Raw genomic sequence first — 14,833 nt, 5'->3', positions numbered from 1 at the left:
CTAGCTTCAGTCATGGCGCGTCACCGCATGCTGTTCGCCGAGATAGGCGCGCTTGACCTCGTCGTGCTTGCGGATCGCGTCCGGCACGTCGCAGGCGATGACGCGGCCATAGACCAAGACCGTGATGCGGTCGGCCAGCGCGAACACCGCCTCCATGTCGTGCTCCACCAGCACGATGGTGACTTCCTTGCGCAGCTCCTTCAGCAGCGCGACCATCCGCGCCGATTCGGTGACGCCGAGCCCGGCCATCGGCTCGTCCAGCAGCAAAAGCTGCGGCCTGGTGGCGAGCGCGACCGCGAGCTCGAGCTCGCGCTGCTCGCCATGGCTCAACTGCGACACCACGATATCGGCGCGCGCGCCGAGGCCGACGCGCGCAAGCGCCGCGCGCGCGGCCTCGCGCAGATGCCGCTCCTTGCGCGCATTGCCCCAGAAGCGGAACGAGTGGCCGTCATGCGCCTGCGCCGCCAGCGCGACATTGTCGATCGCGGAAAAGTCCTTGAGCAGCGAGGTGATCTGGAACGAGCGCGCCAGCCCGAGCCGGCTGCGCTTGTAGGACGGCAGGTTCGTGACGTCGCGGCCGGCGAAGCGGATGGTGCCGGAGTTCGGCATCACCTGCCCGGTGAGCTGGCTGATCAGCGTGGTCTTGCCGGCGCCGTTGGGGCCGATGATCGCGTGCAGCTCACCTGGCTTAACCTCCATCGAGAGGTTGTCGGTCGCGGTGATGCCGCCGAAGCGGCGGACCAGATTGTCGACGCGGAGCAAGGGATCAGGCAAGGAATCAGCCACGGCGCATCCTCCCGAGCAGGCCCATGATGCCGCCGCGCGCGAACAGCACGATCAGAAGCAGCACCGGACCCAGGATCAGCCCCGAATATTCGGTGAACTGCGACAGCAGCTCCTCGAGCAAGAGATAGACGATCGCGCCGATGACGGGACCGAACAGCGAACCCATGCCGCCGAGGATCACCATCACCATGAGGTCGCCGGAGCGGGTCCAGTACATCACGGCGGGGCTGACGAAATCGGTGTTGTTGGCAAGCAGCGCGCCGGCCAGGCCACAGATCGTGCCTGATATCACGAAGCAGACCAGGCGGTAGCGATTGGCATGGAAGCCGATCGCCTGCATGCGCTGCTCGTTGGAGCGGACGCCCTGCACCACGAGGCCGAAGCGCGAATTGACGATGCGCCAGATCAGATAGAGGCCGCCGAACAGGCAGGCCAGGCACAGGTAATAGAACTGGTTGCGATCCGACAGGTTGATCAGGCCGGCGAAATCGCTGCGCTTGTAGACGGTGAGCCCGTCGTCGCCGCCGTAGCGCGACAGCGCGGAGGCGATGTAGTAGGCCATCTGCGCAAAGGCCAGCGTGATCATGATGAAGTAGACGCCGCGGGTGCGCAGCGAGAGCGCGCCGATCAGCAGCGCAAACAGCGCCGAGACGGCGAGCGCCACCGGCCACTGGATGAAGCCGGAGCCAATGCCCTCGGCGGCGAGGATGCCGACGGCATAGCCGCCGATGCCGAGATAGGCGGCGTGGCCGAAGCTCATCATGCCGCCATAGCCCATGATCAGATTGAGGCTCGCGGCGGCGAGCGCGAAGATCACGATGCGGGTGAACAGCGTGAGGATGAAGATATTGCCCGTGACCGCCGAATAGAGCGGCAGCAGGATCAGGGCGGCACACATCAGCGCCGCGACCGCATTGGAGACGTTGAGCTTACCCGTCATCGTTTGGCCGCCGGGAACAGCCCCTCGGGCCGCAGCACAAGGATGATGGCCATCAGGAGGTAGATCAGCATCGAGGACAGCGCCGGCGCCGCGGTGGACGCCGCCGCCCCGCTCAGCACCTTGCGCAGCAGGTCGGGCAGGAAGGCGCGGCCCATCGTGTCGATGATGCCGACGAAGATCGCGGCCATGAACGCGCCGCGGATCGAGCCGATGCCGCCGATCACGATGATGACGAAGGCCAGGATCAGGATGTTCTCGCCCATGCCGATCTGCACGGTGAGGATCGGCGCCTGCATCAGCCCGGCGAGGCCGGCGAGCGCCGCGCCAAGGCCGAACACCAGCGTGAACAGCAGCTTGATGTTGATGCCGAGCGCCCCGATCATCTCGCGGTTGGAGGCGCCGGCGCGGATCAGCATGCCGATGCGGGTGCGCATCACGACGAGATAGAGCATCGCTGCGACCGCCAGCGCGACCACGATGATCATGAGGCGGTAGGCCGGATAGTAAACGCCGGGAATGATCTGCACCGGCACGGTGAGCCAGGCCGGCAGCGGCAGCGCGAGACCGGCCGGGCCCCAGATCAGCCGGACGGCGTCGTTGAAGAACAGGATCAGGCCGAACGTCGCCAGCACCTGGTCGAGATGGTCGCGGCCATAGAGATGCCTGAGCGCGACATATTCCAGCACGATGCCGAGCAGCAAGGTCGCCCCTAACGCCATCAGCGCGCCAAGAACAAAACTGCCGGTCCAGGCCACGAAGGTCGCGGCGAAATAGGCGCCCATCATGTAGAGCGAACCGTGCGCCAGGTTGACGAAGTCCATGATGCCGAACACCAGCGTCAGTCCGGCCGCCAGCAGGAACAGCAGGAGGCCGAATTGCAGGCCGTTCAGCAGTTGTTCGACGACGAGATACATCGTGAGGCTACGTCACCTTTAAATGAAACAGCGGCAGCGCGCATGCGCCGCCGCTTATACGGCTTGTTGTTCTCCCTCGCCCCGCTCTTGCGGGGCCGGGACGAGCAAAGCTCGCCCTGAGAGGTTGGGGTGAGGGGCTGCTTCCACGGGCCGAATACGCGGAAAGAGCCCTCACCCAAACGCTTCGCGATTGACCTCACCCCGCAAGGGCGGGGCGAGGTGAAGAAAGCAAGCCACGGGCCAAAACTGCCCGACAATCACTTCATCGAACACTTGTCGTGGAAGCGATCCTGGTCGTCCTTGACGATGGTCGCGACCGTCTTCAGCGACAGCTGGCCTTCGGCGTCCTTGACCACGTCCTGCAGGTAGAAATTCTGGATCGGAATGTGGTTGTTGCCGTACTTGAACGGTCCGCGCACCGACTTGAAGTTCACCTTCTCCATCTCGGCCTTCATCGCGTCTTTCTTCGTCAGGTCGCCCTTCACCGCGACCACGGCGCTGTTGATCAGGTTGGCAGCGTCGTAGGACTGCGCGCCGTAAAAGGTCGGCCGCAGGCCCGGATACTTCTTGCGGTAGTCGGCGACGAACTTCTTGTTCTCCTCGTTGGGCAGGTCGTTGACCCATTGCTGCGCGCCGGGAACGCCGAGCGCATTGTCCTTCTGCAGCGGCAGCGACAATTCGTCGATGGTGAAGGCGGTGTAGAGCGGAATCTGCTGCTTGATGCCGGCCTGCGCGTACTGGTTCAGGAACTGGACGCCGGCAGCGCCGGGATAGAACACGAAGATCGACTCGGCCTTGGAGTTCTTCGCCTTGGTGAGCTCGGCGGAGAAGTCGAGCTGGCTCGGCCACACCGTATATTCCTCGCCGACCACCTCGCCCTTGAATGTGCTCTTGACGCCGGCCAGCATGTCCTTGCCCGCGGCGTAGTTCGGGCCGATCAGGAACACCGACTTGACGCCCTTCTGGTTCATGTAGGTGCCGACCGCCTGCGGGGTCTGGTCGTTCTGCCATGAGGTCGAGAACACGTAAGGCGAGCACAGTTCGCCGGCGAGTTGCGATGGACCGGCATTGGCCGAGATCAGGAAGGTCTTCGAATCGACCGCGGTCTTCAGCGACGCAAGCAGGACGTTCGACCAGATGTAGCCGACGATGAAGTCGACCTTGTCTGACTGCACCAGCTTCTCGGTCTTCTGCTTGCCGACATCGGGCTTCTGCTGGTCATCCTCGTAGATCACCTCGACCGGCTTGCCGTCGATCTTGCGGCCGAGATGGTCGAGCGCAAGTTCGAAGGAATTGCGCATGTCGTTGCCGATCACGGCGGTCGGACCGCTGAAGGTCGAGACGAAGCCGATCTTGACGCTGTCAGCCGCCGTCGCGGGCTGCGCCAGCGCCAGAGCCATGGCGCCTGCGAGCCAAAATGCCTTTTTCATATTCACTCCCCTCCTCAACCAAAGATCCCACGAGGCTCGATCACGAGGGCCCGGGGGTCACGCTTTGCGCGCGTCGTTCTGGGACGTATTTTGTGCGCGATATCGCAAGTCTGCAGCAAGCATGAACCGACGGCGCTGACTTAGAACCTTCGGCGCATACCCCAGCACCTTGCATCATAATTCGTCTAAATCGACCATGGCAAGAAATATAATGCCGGTTGCGTGGGCAACGATTGTCGCAGGCACCGGCCTTCCGCAACGACCTACGCCCGCACTGCAGCAGGCTTTAACGATCCGGTAAAGCACCCGGAAACCACGGGCCGGCAAGCGCCTGCGGGCTTCATGGTCCGGAAAGCATCCCTGGCCGACGCTGCCGCCAAAGGGGTGCGTCACATGCTGAATTACATCTTCGGCTTCAATGCCCGGATGGGCCGACTGGCTTTCTTCTTCTGCAGCTTCGTGGTGGGCCTCGGCTTTATGATGCTGGTCTACGGCGTCACCGGCAACGCACCGGCGAGCGGCAGGATGGACGTGCTGCTGGCGCAGGCATCGAGCAACCCCGTGCTCGTCATTGCCTTCTACGGCATGCTCGTCATCTGCTTCATGCTGCAGTCGATGCGGGTGCGCGACATGGGCTGGGATCCGGTCTGCGTGATGGCGGCATGGATCGCCCTCCTCGTGCTCGACAGGGCCATCGCCGGACGATTTCCCGAATATGCGCTGACCTATCAGCACACCGAAACGGTGGTCGGCGCGGCCGTCAATGGCGCAATGAACATCGTCCTGCTGGTCTGGCGGAGCGGCGGCTATTACGAGGAACCGCCGCCATTGCCGAGCGGTGGCAGCGGCGACGGCCTGTTTCAACGAAACAGCACACCGGCCGCAGGCGGCAGCCGCGTCGCGCGGATCGCCAACGGTGAGTTCGGCGGAAAGACGCGCTAGCCGCTGTCGTCCCTGCCTAGTGCGCAATTGCGCACGGGAGGGACCCATAACCACAGGCGTCAGTCGTCGAAGCGAGCTGTGGCCCCAGCATCGCACACCAATTGCCACTCGTGGTTATGGGTCCCGGATCGCGCTTCGCTTGTCCGGGACGACACAGAGTTTGTGGCGCGATCACCGAGCCAGAGGCTGGCGGCGAAAGCCGATTACCCCTGATCCACCGCCCATTCGGCGCCGTCGATCGCATAGGACGCGTGGCGAAAATCCCTGATCGTCGCGACCTTGTCGGCGGACCAGTCGAGCAGCATGAACGATCGCGGCGGCGCGCCCTGTGCGTTCGGGTCGAACACCAGGATCGCGGGGCGTCCCTCGACCTGTCCGGTCACCAGGTGCCAGTCGTCGATCCTCGAATAATTGCCGAAGTAGCGCGACACCTCGGCCTTGCCGTTCAGCCGCGTCCGGTTGACGAGCTCGAGCCTGATGTCATCGGCGATCATGGCGCGGATGGCATCGAAGTCGCGGGCGTTGAAGCGGCTGACATAGGCGTTGAGCCTGATGCGATCGGCCGGCGACAGGCCGGGCCGCGGCGCGTCGTCCGGCTCGGCGGCAAACTCGCGCAGCTGCGTGCGTCCACGGTGCAGCGCGGCTTTCACCGCGGGCAGGCTGAAATCCATGATGCCGCAGATCTCCTGCATGGAGCAGCCGAGCACGTCCATCAGGATCACGCTGGAACGCTGCGCCACCGGCAGGCGCATGAAGGTACGCAGGCCGGTCGCGGCGATCTCGCGGCGGCCCACATCATCGAGCTCTCCGGCCATCATGTCCACCTCCTCCGGCGCGTGGAGCGCTTCCTGGCGGTTGCGCCGCCTGAGGAAATCGAGCGCGGTGTTGTGCGCGATCCGGAACAGCCAGGCTTGCGGATTCTGGATCGGCGCGGCGGCCCCAAAGGCTTCCACCGCCTTGATCAGCGCGTCCTGCAGCACATCCTCGCCGTCGATGACGGATCCGACCATGCGGGCGCAGTAGCGATGCAGCCTTGGCCGCATCGCCGCCAAGAGCGCGTCGACGTCGGTCGCGGCCGGCGCTTGGTATGGTGACGTCATGATGGCTCCGCCAGATCGGTGCACTGCCCGCCGGTTCAACGCTTGTCGGTTCACGGCTCATCCAGCATACGATAATTCCCGACAATCACCGCACTGCGAACCAGCGGCGGTTCGGCGCAACGATCGCGGATGCCGTCCTGGAACGCCTGGAACGCGGCCAGTTTCGGGATCGGGCTCGAGCCGTCTTCGGCGGCGGTCTCGACCATGTGGATGAAGGTATCGTCCTCCAGCCGCAGGGTCAGATAGCGCACGCCGTCGGGCCTCGCCGCCTTCAGCTCGGCGAACACGGCCGACACCAGCGCGGCATTCTTCTCCGCCATCTCCGGCTTCGCCTTGTACCTGATCAGGGTCCGTCTCATCGCAGCCTCCTTGGCCTGGTTCTGCGGCCTGAACCGGCCGCCTCAGACCCAAGGACGTTTGCCAACCGCCAAAGGATGCGGTCCGGCAAAAATAAATTTCGGCCGCATCCTTTGCCCGTTCTGGTTCGTCCTTGCCGGCGAAGCGCGCCGCAACCTCGCGGCGCGGCAACGGAGAACGACCATGCAGACCCCTCAGCAGCGCGCCGAACAGCGCTGGGTACTCGGCCTCACCGCGCTGGCATCCTTCATGATGGCGCTGGACGCCATGATCATGACCACGGCCTTCGCCACCATCCGCGCCGATTTCGGAAGCGCCGTGGAGACGCTGCAATGGACCGTCAACGCCTTCAACCTGACCTTCGCGGTGCTGCTCCTGACCGGCGCGGCGCTCGGCGACCGGTTCGGGCGGCGCAGGATGTTCGCGGCCGGGATCGGCCTGTTCGTCGTGGCGTCGGCGGCCTGCGCGCTGGCCGGCAACGCCGCGGCCCTGATCGCCGCGCGCGCCCTGCAGGGCGCGGGCGCGGCGCTGGTGATGCCGCTGGCGATGGCGATCCTGAGCGGCGCGTTCGGCCGGGAGGAGCGCGCCCGCGCGCTCGGCATTTTCAGCGGCATCACCGGATGCGCGCTGATCATAGGTCCCGCGATCGGCGGCTTCATCACCGAACATCTCGGCTGGCGCTGGATCTTCTGGATCAATTTGCCGATCGGCCTGGTCGCGATCGCCCTCGTGATCACCCGCCTGCGCGAAAGTTTTGGGCCGACGGCGCCGCTGGACGTCACCGGCCTCGCGCTGGTCGCGCTCGCGGCGCTGGCGCTGGTCTGGGGTCTGCTGCGCGGCAACGGCGTCGGCTGGGCCAGCGCGGAAGTGACGGGCGCGCTGATCGCCGGCGTCGCGCTGGCGGCGATGTTCGTGCTGTGGGAGCTGCGCGCCACAAGCCCGATGGTGCCGATGCGGCTGTTCGCGGCACGGCCATTTGCATCAGGCATGGCCGCAAGCGTGCTGTTCTACGCCGCGATGTATGGCGTGCTGTTCCTGCTGCCGCAGTTCCTGCAGATCGCGCTCGGCTTCGACGCCTTCGGTGCCGGGCTGCGTCTGCTGCCGTGGACGGCGACGCTGTTCGTCACCGCGCCGATCGCCGGCGCAGCGGTCAACCGGTTCGGCGAGCGCACGCTGGTCGTCACCGGCCTCTTGATGCAGGCGATCGGGCTCGGATGGATCAGCGAGATCGTGGGCCCCACGGTGCCCTATTCGGCGCTGGTCGCGCCGCTGGTGCTCGCCGGCGTCGGCGTGTCGATGGCAATGCCGGCCGCGCAGAACGCGGTGCTGGGCGCGGTCGCCGTCAGCGACATCGGCAAGGCGTCGGGCGTCTTCAACATGGGCCGTTTCCTCGGCGGGATGTTCGGCATCGCGGCGCTGGTGGCGAGTTTCACCGCCAATGGCGCGGCCGATTCATCCGGATATTTCGCCAACGGATTCGCATCGGCGATGAGCCTTGCCGCAACGCTGTCATTCGCCGGCGCGGTCGCGGGACTGTTCCTGCCGATGCGGCGGCGGGCCGTCGCCGCGGCCGCGCCGCAGGATGCGTGAGGCGATTGGGTTTTGCTATCGGGCGATCGGGCATTTCGTGTTGGAATGAGGCTGCGAATGAATACATAATCAAACGACGAAGCCGTTCGAACCCGAGGGCGACATCAGATGACGCAAGCGCCGGCCAAACCTCATCGCGTGGTGATCGTCGGCGCCGGCTTCGGCGGCTTGGAAGCCGCCTTCGGTCTCGCGGGCGCGCCGGTCGAGATCACCCTGATCGACCGCCGCAACCACCATCTGTTCCAGCCGCTGCTCTATCAGGTCGCGACCGCTTCGCTTGCCACCAGCGAAATCGCCTGGCCGATCCGCTATCTGCTGCGCGACCGGCCCGAGGTGACGACGCTGTTCGCCAATGTCTGCGGCGTCGACGCGGTGGCGAAGCAGGTGCAACTCGACGACGGCGGCAGCATTCCCTACGACACGCTGGTCCTCGCCACCGGCGCGCGCCACGCCTATTTCGGCCATGACGAATGGGAGCCGTTCGCGCCCGGCCTGAAGACGCTGGAGGACGCCACCACGCTGCGGCGGCGCATCCTGGTCGCCTTCGAGCGCGCCGAGCGCGAGACCGATCCGGACAAGCGCGCGGCGCTGCTGACCTTCGTCATCATCGGCGCCGGGCCGACCGGCGTCGAGATGGCCGGCACCATCGCCGACCTCGCCAAGGACACGCTGCCGCAAGACTTCCGTCACATCGATACGCGCAAGGCGCGCGTGGTGCTGATCGAGGCGGGCCCGCGCGTGCTGGCAGGATTTCCCGACGATCTCTCGGCCTATGCGCAGGCGTCGCTGGAAAAACTCGGCGTCGAGGTGATGCTGGGCGAGCCGGTCACCGAATGCTCGGCCGACGGCGTGGTGTTCGGCGGCAAGCGGCTGGAGGCGCGCACCATCGTCTGGGCCGCCGGCGTGCGCGCCTCGCGCGCCGCCGAATGGCTGAAAGCGCCGGCCGATCGCGCCCATCGGCTGCAGGTCGAGCCGGATTTGACCGTGCCGGGCCATCCCGATGTCTTCGCCGTCGGCGACACCGTCACGATCAAGGACCCCGACGGCAATCCGGTGCCCGGCATCGCGCCGGCCGCCAAGCAGGAGGGGCGCTACGTCGCCGCGCTGATCAAGGCCCGGCTCGACGGCAAGACGCTGCCGCCGTTCCGTTACAAGCATGCCGGCAGCCTCGCCCAGATCGGCAAGAAGAAGGCGGTGATCGATTTCGGCTGGCTCAAGCTGCGCGGCTCGCTGGCATGGTGGATCTGGGGCCTCGCCCACATCTACTTCCTGATCGGCGTGCGGCATCGGATTGCGGTGGCGATGAACTGGCTCTGGATCCACACCCGCGACCAGCGCGCCGCACGGCTGATCACGCAAGGCAGCAGCAAGGTGGCGCAGTAGGTGACTCGGCCTCGGCGATCCGTGCACAATCGCCGTTCCGTCATCCTGAGGAGCGCGTAGCGCGTCTCGAAGGATGCACGGCCACCAGCCGGGCCGTCGCCCTTCGAGACGCGCGTTCCGCGCTCCTCAGGGTGACGGATTGGAGATCGGTGCACGACGCAACAAACCGCAGCCCCTCACCCCATCACCTGATGCGGCGAGCGGCCGAACGCGGCCTTGAAGGCGCGGCTGAAATGCGAGACGTCGCTGAAGCCGAAGCTCAGCGCGACATCGGTGACATGGCTGAAGCGCCGCTCGGCCAGCGCCTGGTAGGCGCCGGCGAGGCGCTGCTGCCACAGCCAGCGGATCGGCGTCGAGCCTTCGCGCGCGAACAGGCGATTGAGCGTGCGCGGCGCCATGTTCTGCGCGGTGGCGATCGCATCGAGATCGAGCCCGGGATCGTCGAGATTGGCCAGGATGTAGGCCTTGACCCGCACCAGTCGTTCGTCGCCGCGCTGCGGCCCTTCGTCCGTCAGCTCGGTCTGCAGCGTGGTCGCGAAAATATCGAGTGCCGCCGCGCTAAGCCGTATCGCCGCAGGTCCGGCCGCGTCATCGAGCTGCGTCAGCCGGCGGATCAGCGATCCCGCCAGCGCTCCCACTTTCGACGCGTTGCCGACCCGCCGCGCCGTCAGGCGCTGCGCATCCGGCAGGCCTGCGAGCAGCAGCGGCCGCGGGATCGACACCATGATCGCGCGCGCGCTCGGGGCGAATTCGAGCGTGAACGGCTGCGCCTGGTCATGGAGCATCAGATCGCCCCGGCGCATGCGGACGTCGCGGCCGCCTTGCGCAAAGCTGACCTCGCCGCGCAGCGTGAGCCACAGCATGAAATAGTCGCGCGGATCCCTGCGGACGTCGCTCGCGCTGCGCATCACCCGGATGCGGTCGGCGGCCGGCGTCGAAGACCAGATGTCGTTGATGGCAAGCGGGCCGAGATGGCGGATCGAGATCGATGCCTGGAACGCCTCGTCGGCGACGCGGCGGCATTCGGTCAGCGAGAATTCGCGGCAGGTGACGTGATGCCAGCGGTCGAAACTGTCGCCCGGCGCAACAAGCGTTTGCGCGACGACTGTGTGATCTGGGGTCTGCATCGGACCTTGCTCCCGCCCAACCCGGCAGCGGGATATTCTGCGTCCAGCCCCCCATTCTGGCAAGCAGAGACCAGCGGCTGGCCGGCGCAGCCAAGAACGATCGCGGGAACCGGCGTAGACATTGTCTCTCACCAGGAGGAGACACCACATGGGCTACCAATGCGAAATCATCGATCCCGCCCGCACCGTCATGATCGTCGTCGACATGCAGAACGATTTCGTGGCCGAGGGCGCCAAGCTGCGTTCGGCCCAGGCCGCTGCCATGGTGCCGCGGTTGGCGCAGACCCTGAAGGCCTGCCGCGACAAGGGCATCCGCGTCGTCTACACCGCGCATGTGCATCGCCGTGACGGCAGCGACATGGGGCTCTATGACGATCTCTATTCGCCGATCGCCGACCGGTCGTCCCTGGTCGACGGCACCGAGGGCGTCGAGATCTTCAACGACCTCGCGCCCGCCCCCGGCGAGCACGTCATCAAGAAGCACCGCTACAGCGCGTTCTTCGCCACCGATCTCGATCTCATCCTGCGCGAATGGGGCATCACCACGGTGATCATCTCGGGGACCACGACCGAGAACTGCTGCCACGCCACCGCGCGCGACGCCATGTTCCACAATTACAAGGTCGTCTTCCTGTCGGACGCGACGGGCACCTTCGATTATCCGGATGTCGGCCAGGGCGCGCTGTCCGCCGAGGAGGTACACCGCGCCACGCTGACGATCCTCGCGTTCTCCACCGCGCATGTGATGACGGCGGCCGAGATGCTGGCGCGGGTCAAGGTCGCGAGCCCGAAGGCGGCGTAGCGAGTTCACGAACAGCGCGCCGCACATTCGGTCCGCCTCTCCCCTTGTGGGAGAGGCCGGAACGCATGAAGCGAAGCGAAATGCGATCCGGGTGAGGGGTCGCGGTCTCTCCGCGCAGCACGCCGCATGGAGAGATACCCCTCACCCCAACCCTCTCCCACAAGGGGAGAGGGGGCGCAGCGGTGTTCGCGGCGCGGCTCACTTCACCAGTGAGCAGCCGCCGTCGGCCAGCGGGCGGAACGCCTGGTCGGCCGGGATGGTCGCGATCAGCTTGTAATAGTCGTAGGGGTACTTCGACTCGTCCGGCTTCTTCACCTCGAACAGATACATCGGGTGGATGACGCGGCCGTCCTGGCGGATCGTGGTTTCGCCGAACAGTCTGTCCTTGCCCTTGAAGGTCTTCATCTGCGGCACCACCGCCTTTGCGTCGTCGCTGCCGGTGGCGGCAACCGCGTTGAGGTAGGCGAGCGTCGAGGCATAGACGCCGGCCTGGTTGCCGCTCGGCATCTTGCCGTTCATGCCGGGACGCGCGGCAAAGCGTTTGGCGAACGCGCGGGTGTCGTCGTTCATGTCCCAGTAGAAGGCTTCCAGCAGCTGCAGGCCCTGCGCCACCTTCAGGCCCATGCCGTGGATGTCGTTCACGAACAGCAGGAACGCCACCATGGTCTGGCCGCCCTGCTGGATGCCGAACTCGGCCGCCTGCTTCACCGCGTTGATGGTGTCGCCGCCGGCATTGGCGAGCCCGATGACTTTTGCTTTCGAGCTCTGCGCCTGGAGCAGGAAGGACGCGAAGTCCGACGTGCCGAGCGGATGCTTGCTCGAGCCCAGCACCTTGCCGCCGTGCTTCTCGATGTAGTTCGTCGCCTCAGCTTCAATGCCTTTGCCGAGCGCATAATCGACGGTCACAAAGTACCAGTCCTTGCCGCCGCGCTGCATCATCGCGGCCGCGGTGGTGTTGCCGGTGGCCCAGGCGTCGTTAACCCATTGAATGGTGTTCGGCGAGCAGGCCTTGCCGGTGAGGTCGGAGCTCGCGGTCGACGACGCCAGGAACGTCATCCGGCTATCGCGCAGGATGGTGTTGATGGCGAGCCCGACCGCCGAGTTCGGCACGTCGACGATGGCATCGACGCCTTCGACATCGAGCCATTTGCGCGCGATCGCCGAGCCGACATCGGCCTTGTTCTGGTGATCGGCATAGACGATCTCGACCTTGATGCCCTTGCCGCCACCGCCGAAATCCTCCGCGGCCATACGCGCGGCTTCCACCGAACCCATGCCGTTGGTGTCCTGGAAGATGCCGGAAATGTCGTTGAGCACGCCGACGCGCACCACGTCGCCGGAAATCTCCGCGCGTGCGCTGCCCGCGGCGCAGGCCAATGCCAGCGCAAGTCCGATCCTCAATCGCCCAACCCCGAAGCCCCTCATCGTCTCCCTCCCATGTTTCCTCAATCGACCTTTTGCTGGTCTTGAGCGTCTCGTCAGGCCGGCGTGATCTCGACCGGCAGGCTGCTGAGCCCGCGCAGCGTGTTGTTGAAAAGGCGCTTCGGCTCGCCGGTGATGTCGATCCTGGCGACACGACGCGCCAGCGCCGCCATCATCACCTCGCCTTCGAGACGGGCGACGAGCTGGCCGACGCACATATGGATGCCCGACCCATAGCCGACGTGGCCCGACGTACGACGCGTGATGTCGTAGCTGTCGGGCGCTTCCCAGCGGCGCGGATCACGATTGGCCGCGGCGAGGAACATCAGCACCTTCTCGCCTTCGCCGATGCTGGCCCCACTGAGCTCGACGTCGCGCGTCGTGGTGCGGAAGAAAGTCTGGACCGGACTTTCGAACCGCACGGCTTCCTCGAAGGCATTGCGCGCCAGCGTCGGATCGTTGCGCAGCTTCTGGAACTGGTCGGGAAAGCGGGCAAGGCAGTAGACGGCGGCGCCGATACCGTTGACGGTCGTGTCGAGACCGGCCGACAGCAGCGAGCGCACCAGCAGCGGCGCTTCGGTCGCGGTAATGGCGCCGGTATCGACATGGGCGTGGATGCAGGCGCCGATGCCGCCCGGGGTGAGATTGTCGCGCTGGCATTGCTCGGCAACATAGGCCTGATGCGGCGCCGAGCGCTCTATCGCCTCCTTGCGGAGCTCGTTCGGCGGGCCGAAGGCATTGAACACCAGACTGGCGTAGGGCAGCAGATGCTCGCGGCCCCCCGGCCTCAGGCCGAGCGCATCCGGGAAGATCGACAACGGATAGGCTTCCGCAAGGTCCGCGATCGCGTCGAACCTGCGCTTCTCCAGCAGCGCATCGAGGCGGGCTTCCGCGGCGGCGGCAAATTGCCCGCGAAGCTGCTTCATCACGGTCGCCGACAACACCGTGCTCAGCACGGCGCGGGTCCGGGTATGGGCGGGCGGGTCGGCCTCCAGGATCAGGCTCGCCGGCCGCCACGGCTTCTCCTTGGAAAAGTCGCTGAGGCCGACGCCGCGGCTGGAGCAGAAGGTCGCGGGGTCGTTCAGCACCGCATGGACCTCGGCGTAGCGCGCCACGCCATAGACATTCCACTTGTCGAGATAGACCACCGGCCCGGCCTCGCGCAGCCGCTCATGGGTTGGGAATGGATCGGCGAAGAACTCGAGCGCGAACGGATCGACGTCGAGATGCGGGACGGACGCAGCTTCTGTTGCAGTCATCGGGACCTCCCGAGGTTTGATCTTGTCAACACGGGCCGCATATCTATTGCTCCCGAACGGTTTCGCAGCGATGATTTGAGAGATGAGCAGCCAGCCCCTCCCCCGAAAGCCCCGCCGGCCGAGACCGGCCGATCCCGCAGACGCCAGCGATGGCCCGCTGCTGGACCTTGATCGCTATGTGCCGGCGTTCATCACCTTCATCGGCAACAAGCTGTCGAACAGCGCCACCGCGTTTTACCAGAAGAATTTCGGCGTCAACGTCACCGAGTGGCGGATTATCTCGCAACTGGCGATCGAGCCGGGCATTCCCGCCTCCCGGATCTGCCAGGTGATCGGCTTCGACAAGGGGCCGGTCAGCCGCAACCTCGCGGCATTGCAGAAGCGCGGCCTGCTGACTATCCGTACCGCGCCGGACGACGGCCGCACCCATTCGATCACGCTGACCGCGCGCGGCCGCGCCATCCACGACAAGGTCATCGTCGCAGCGCTGGAGCGCGAGCGGCGGCTTCTGGCGTGCCTGAAAAAAGACGAGCGCGAGGTGCTGATCGAATTGCTGCGCCGGCTGCACGAGAATCTCGGCGCCGTCACCGGGCAAAGCACGACCTGACGGCGCAGCCGGGCCACGGGCGGCGCCCGGCCCCCCCGCGGTCTTCGCCCGATCTTCCATGCGTGCCGCTCGCGCCGTGCTGCGCAACATTTTCCTCCCAAACGCGTGGCCGTTGACCGGCCCTGTTCCTATGGGGCGGAAACTCGCACAGCTTAGTTGCTAGGGCAACTAAAA

At 65.9% G+C, this 14,833-nt stretch carries 14 protein-coding genes; 5 read left to right on the top strand and 9 right to left on the bottom strand.

All coding sequences use genetic code 11. The features are described from left to right. Positions 1-6: 6 nt before the first annotated feature. The 4 genes from QJT82_RS26000 to QJT82_RS25985 form a co-directional block, all read right to left on the bottom strand. Positions 7-774 carry an ABC transporter ATP-binding protein gene (locus QJT82_RS26000; protein ID WP_028340502.1) on the bottom strand — a complete coding sequence of 256 codons (768 nt, stop codon included), beginning with the start codon at positions 772-774 and terminating at the stop codon, positions 7-9. A 4-nt stretch (positions 775-778) separates the two neighbouring features. Further along, positions 779-1,726: a branched-chain amino acid ABC transporter permease gene (locus QJT82_RS25995; RefSeq protein WP_028340501.1), complete on the bottom strand. Its 948-nt coding sequence runs from the start codon at positions 1,724-1,726 to the stop codon at positions 779-781. Then, positions 1,723-2,640 carry a branched-chain amino acid ABC transporter permease gene (locus QJT82_RS25990; RefSeq protein ID WP_018269575.1) on the bottom strand — a complete coding sequence of 306 codons (918 nt, stop codon included), beginning with the start codon at positions 2,638-2,640 and terminating at the stop codon, positions 1,723-1,725. The genes QJT82_RS25995 and QJT82_RS25990 overlap by 4 nt, the downstream gene beginning before the upstream one ends. Positions 2,641-2,897: 257 nt before the next feature. Next, positions 2,898-4,070, bottom strand: a complete 1,173-nt coding sequence (locus tag QJT82_RS25985) for an ABC transporter substrate-binding protein (RefSeq protein WP_028340500.1) — start codon at positions 4,068-4,070, stop codon at positions 2,898-2,900. A 222-nt stretch (positions 4,071-4,292) separates the two neighbouring features. Between QJT82_RS25985 and QJT82_RS25980 the strand changes: the two genes are divergently transcribed. Continuing rightward, positions 4,293-5,012 carry a hypothetical protein gene (locus tag QJT82_RS25980; protein WP_155258470.1) on the top strand — a complete coding sequence of 240 codons (720 nt, stop codon included), beginning with the start codon at positions 4,293-4,295 and terminating at the stop codon, positions 5,010-5,012. A gap of 203 nt (positions 5,013-5,215) precedes the next feature. Here the strand turns inward: QJT82_RS25980 and QJT82_RS25975 are convergent, their stop codons facing one another. Further along, a complete protein-coding gene (locus QJT82_RS25975; protein ID WP_028340498.1) occupies positions 5,216-6,112 on the bottom strand; it encodes a sigma-70 family RNA polymerase sigma factor in 897 nt (298 codons plus the stop codon). A gap of 50 nt (positions 6,113-6,162) precedes the next feature. Continuing rightward, positions 6,163-6,471, bottom strand: a complete 309-nt coding sequence (locus QJT82_RS25970) for a hypothetical protein (protein ID WP_028333780.1) — start codon at positions 6,469-6,471, stop codon at positions 6,163-6,165. A gap of 181 nt (positions 6,472-6,652) precedes the next feature. On the opposite strand from QJT82_RS25970, the gene QJT82_RS25965 reads away from it, so the two are divergent. Together QJT82_RS25965 and QJT82_RS25960 are read left to right on the top strand one after the other, a co-directional pair. Further along, complete coding sequence (locus QJT82_RS25965) at positions 6,653-8,059, top strand: MFS transporter (RefSeq protein WP_028340497.1); 1,407 nt, start codon at positions 6,653-6,655, stop codon at positions 8,057-8,059. Positions 8,060-8,167: 108 nt separating this feature from the next. After that, positions 8,168-9,442 carry an NAD(P)/FAD-dependent oxidoreductase gene (locus QJT82_RS25960; RefSeq protein WP_028340496.1) on the top strand — a complete coding sequence of 425 codons (1,275 nt, stop codon included), beginning with the start codon at positions 8,168-8,170 and terminating at the stop codon, positions 9,440-9,442. Positions 9,443-9,618: 176 nt separating this feature from the next. On the opposite strand, the gene QJT82_RS25955 is transcribed toward QJT82_RS25960, so the two are convergent. Further along, positions 9,619-10,569 carry a helix-turn-helix domain-containing protein gene (locus QJT82_RS25955; RefSeq protein ID WP_028340495.1) on the bottom strand — a complete coding sequence of 317 codons (951 nt, stop codon included), beginning with the start codon at positions 10,567-10,569 and terminating at the stop codon, positions 9,619-9,621. Between the two features lie 148 nt (positions 10,570-10,717). On the opposite strand from QJT82_RS25955, the gene QJT82_RS25950 reads away from it, so the two are divergent. Continuing rightward, on the top strand, positions 10,718-11,371 hold the full coding sequence (locus QJT82_RS25950; RefSeq protein WP_028340494.1) for an isochorismatase family cysteine hydrolase: 654 nt from the start codon (positions 10,718-10,720) through the stop codon (positions 11,369-11,371). Positions 11,372-11,569: 198 nt separating this feature from the next. Here the strand turns inward: QJT82_RS25950 and QJT82_RS25945 are convergent, their stop codons facing one another. Both QJT82_RS25945 and QJT82_RS25940 read right to left on the bottom strand, forming a co-directional pair. Beyond that, on the bottom strand, positions 11,570-12,796 hold the full coding sequence (locus QJT82_RS25945; protein WP_035631477.1) for an ABC transporter substrate-binding protein: 1,227 nt from the start codon (positions 12,794-12,796) through the stop codon (positions 11,570-11,572). 53 nt (positions 12,797-12,849) lie between these two features. Beyond that, positions 12,850-14,052, bottom strand: coding sequence for a cytochrome P450 (locus tag QJT82_RS25940; RefSeq protein ID WP_028340492.1), 1,203 nt, complete (start codon positions 14,050-14,052; stop codon positions 12,850-12,852). A gap of 82 nt (positions 14,053-14,134) precedes the next feature. Here QJT82_RS25940 and QJT82_RS25935 point away from each other — a divergent pair, with 82 nt between their 5' ends. Next, positions 14,135-14,659, top strand: coding sequence for a MarR family winged helix-turn-helix transcriptional regulator (locus QJT82_RS25935; RefSeq protein ID WP_028340491.1), 525 nt, complete (start codon positions 14,135-14,137; stop codon positions 14,657-14,659). The last annotated feature ends 174 nt before the right edge of the window (positions 14,660-14,833 follow it).

It is taken from the genome of Bradyrhizobium sp. Mp19, assembly GCF_029952935.1.
In the GTDB taxonomy this organism is placed as follows: Bacteria; Pseudomonadota; Alphaproteobacteria; order Rhizobiales; family Xanthobacteraceae; genus Bradyrhizobium; species Bradyrhizobium elkanii.
The sequence above is the reverse complement of the archived record's forward strand: the minus strand, read 5'-3'. Positions and strand labels throughout refer to the sequence as shown.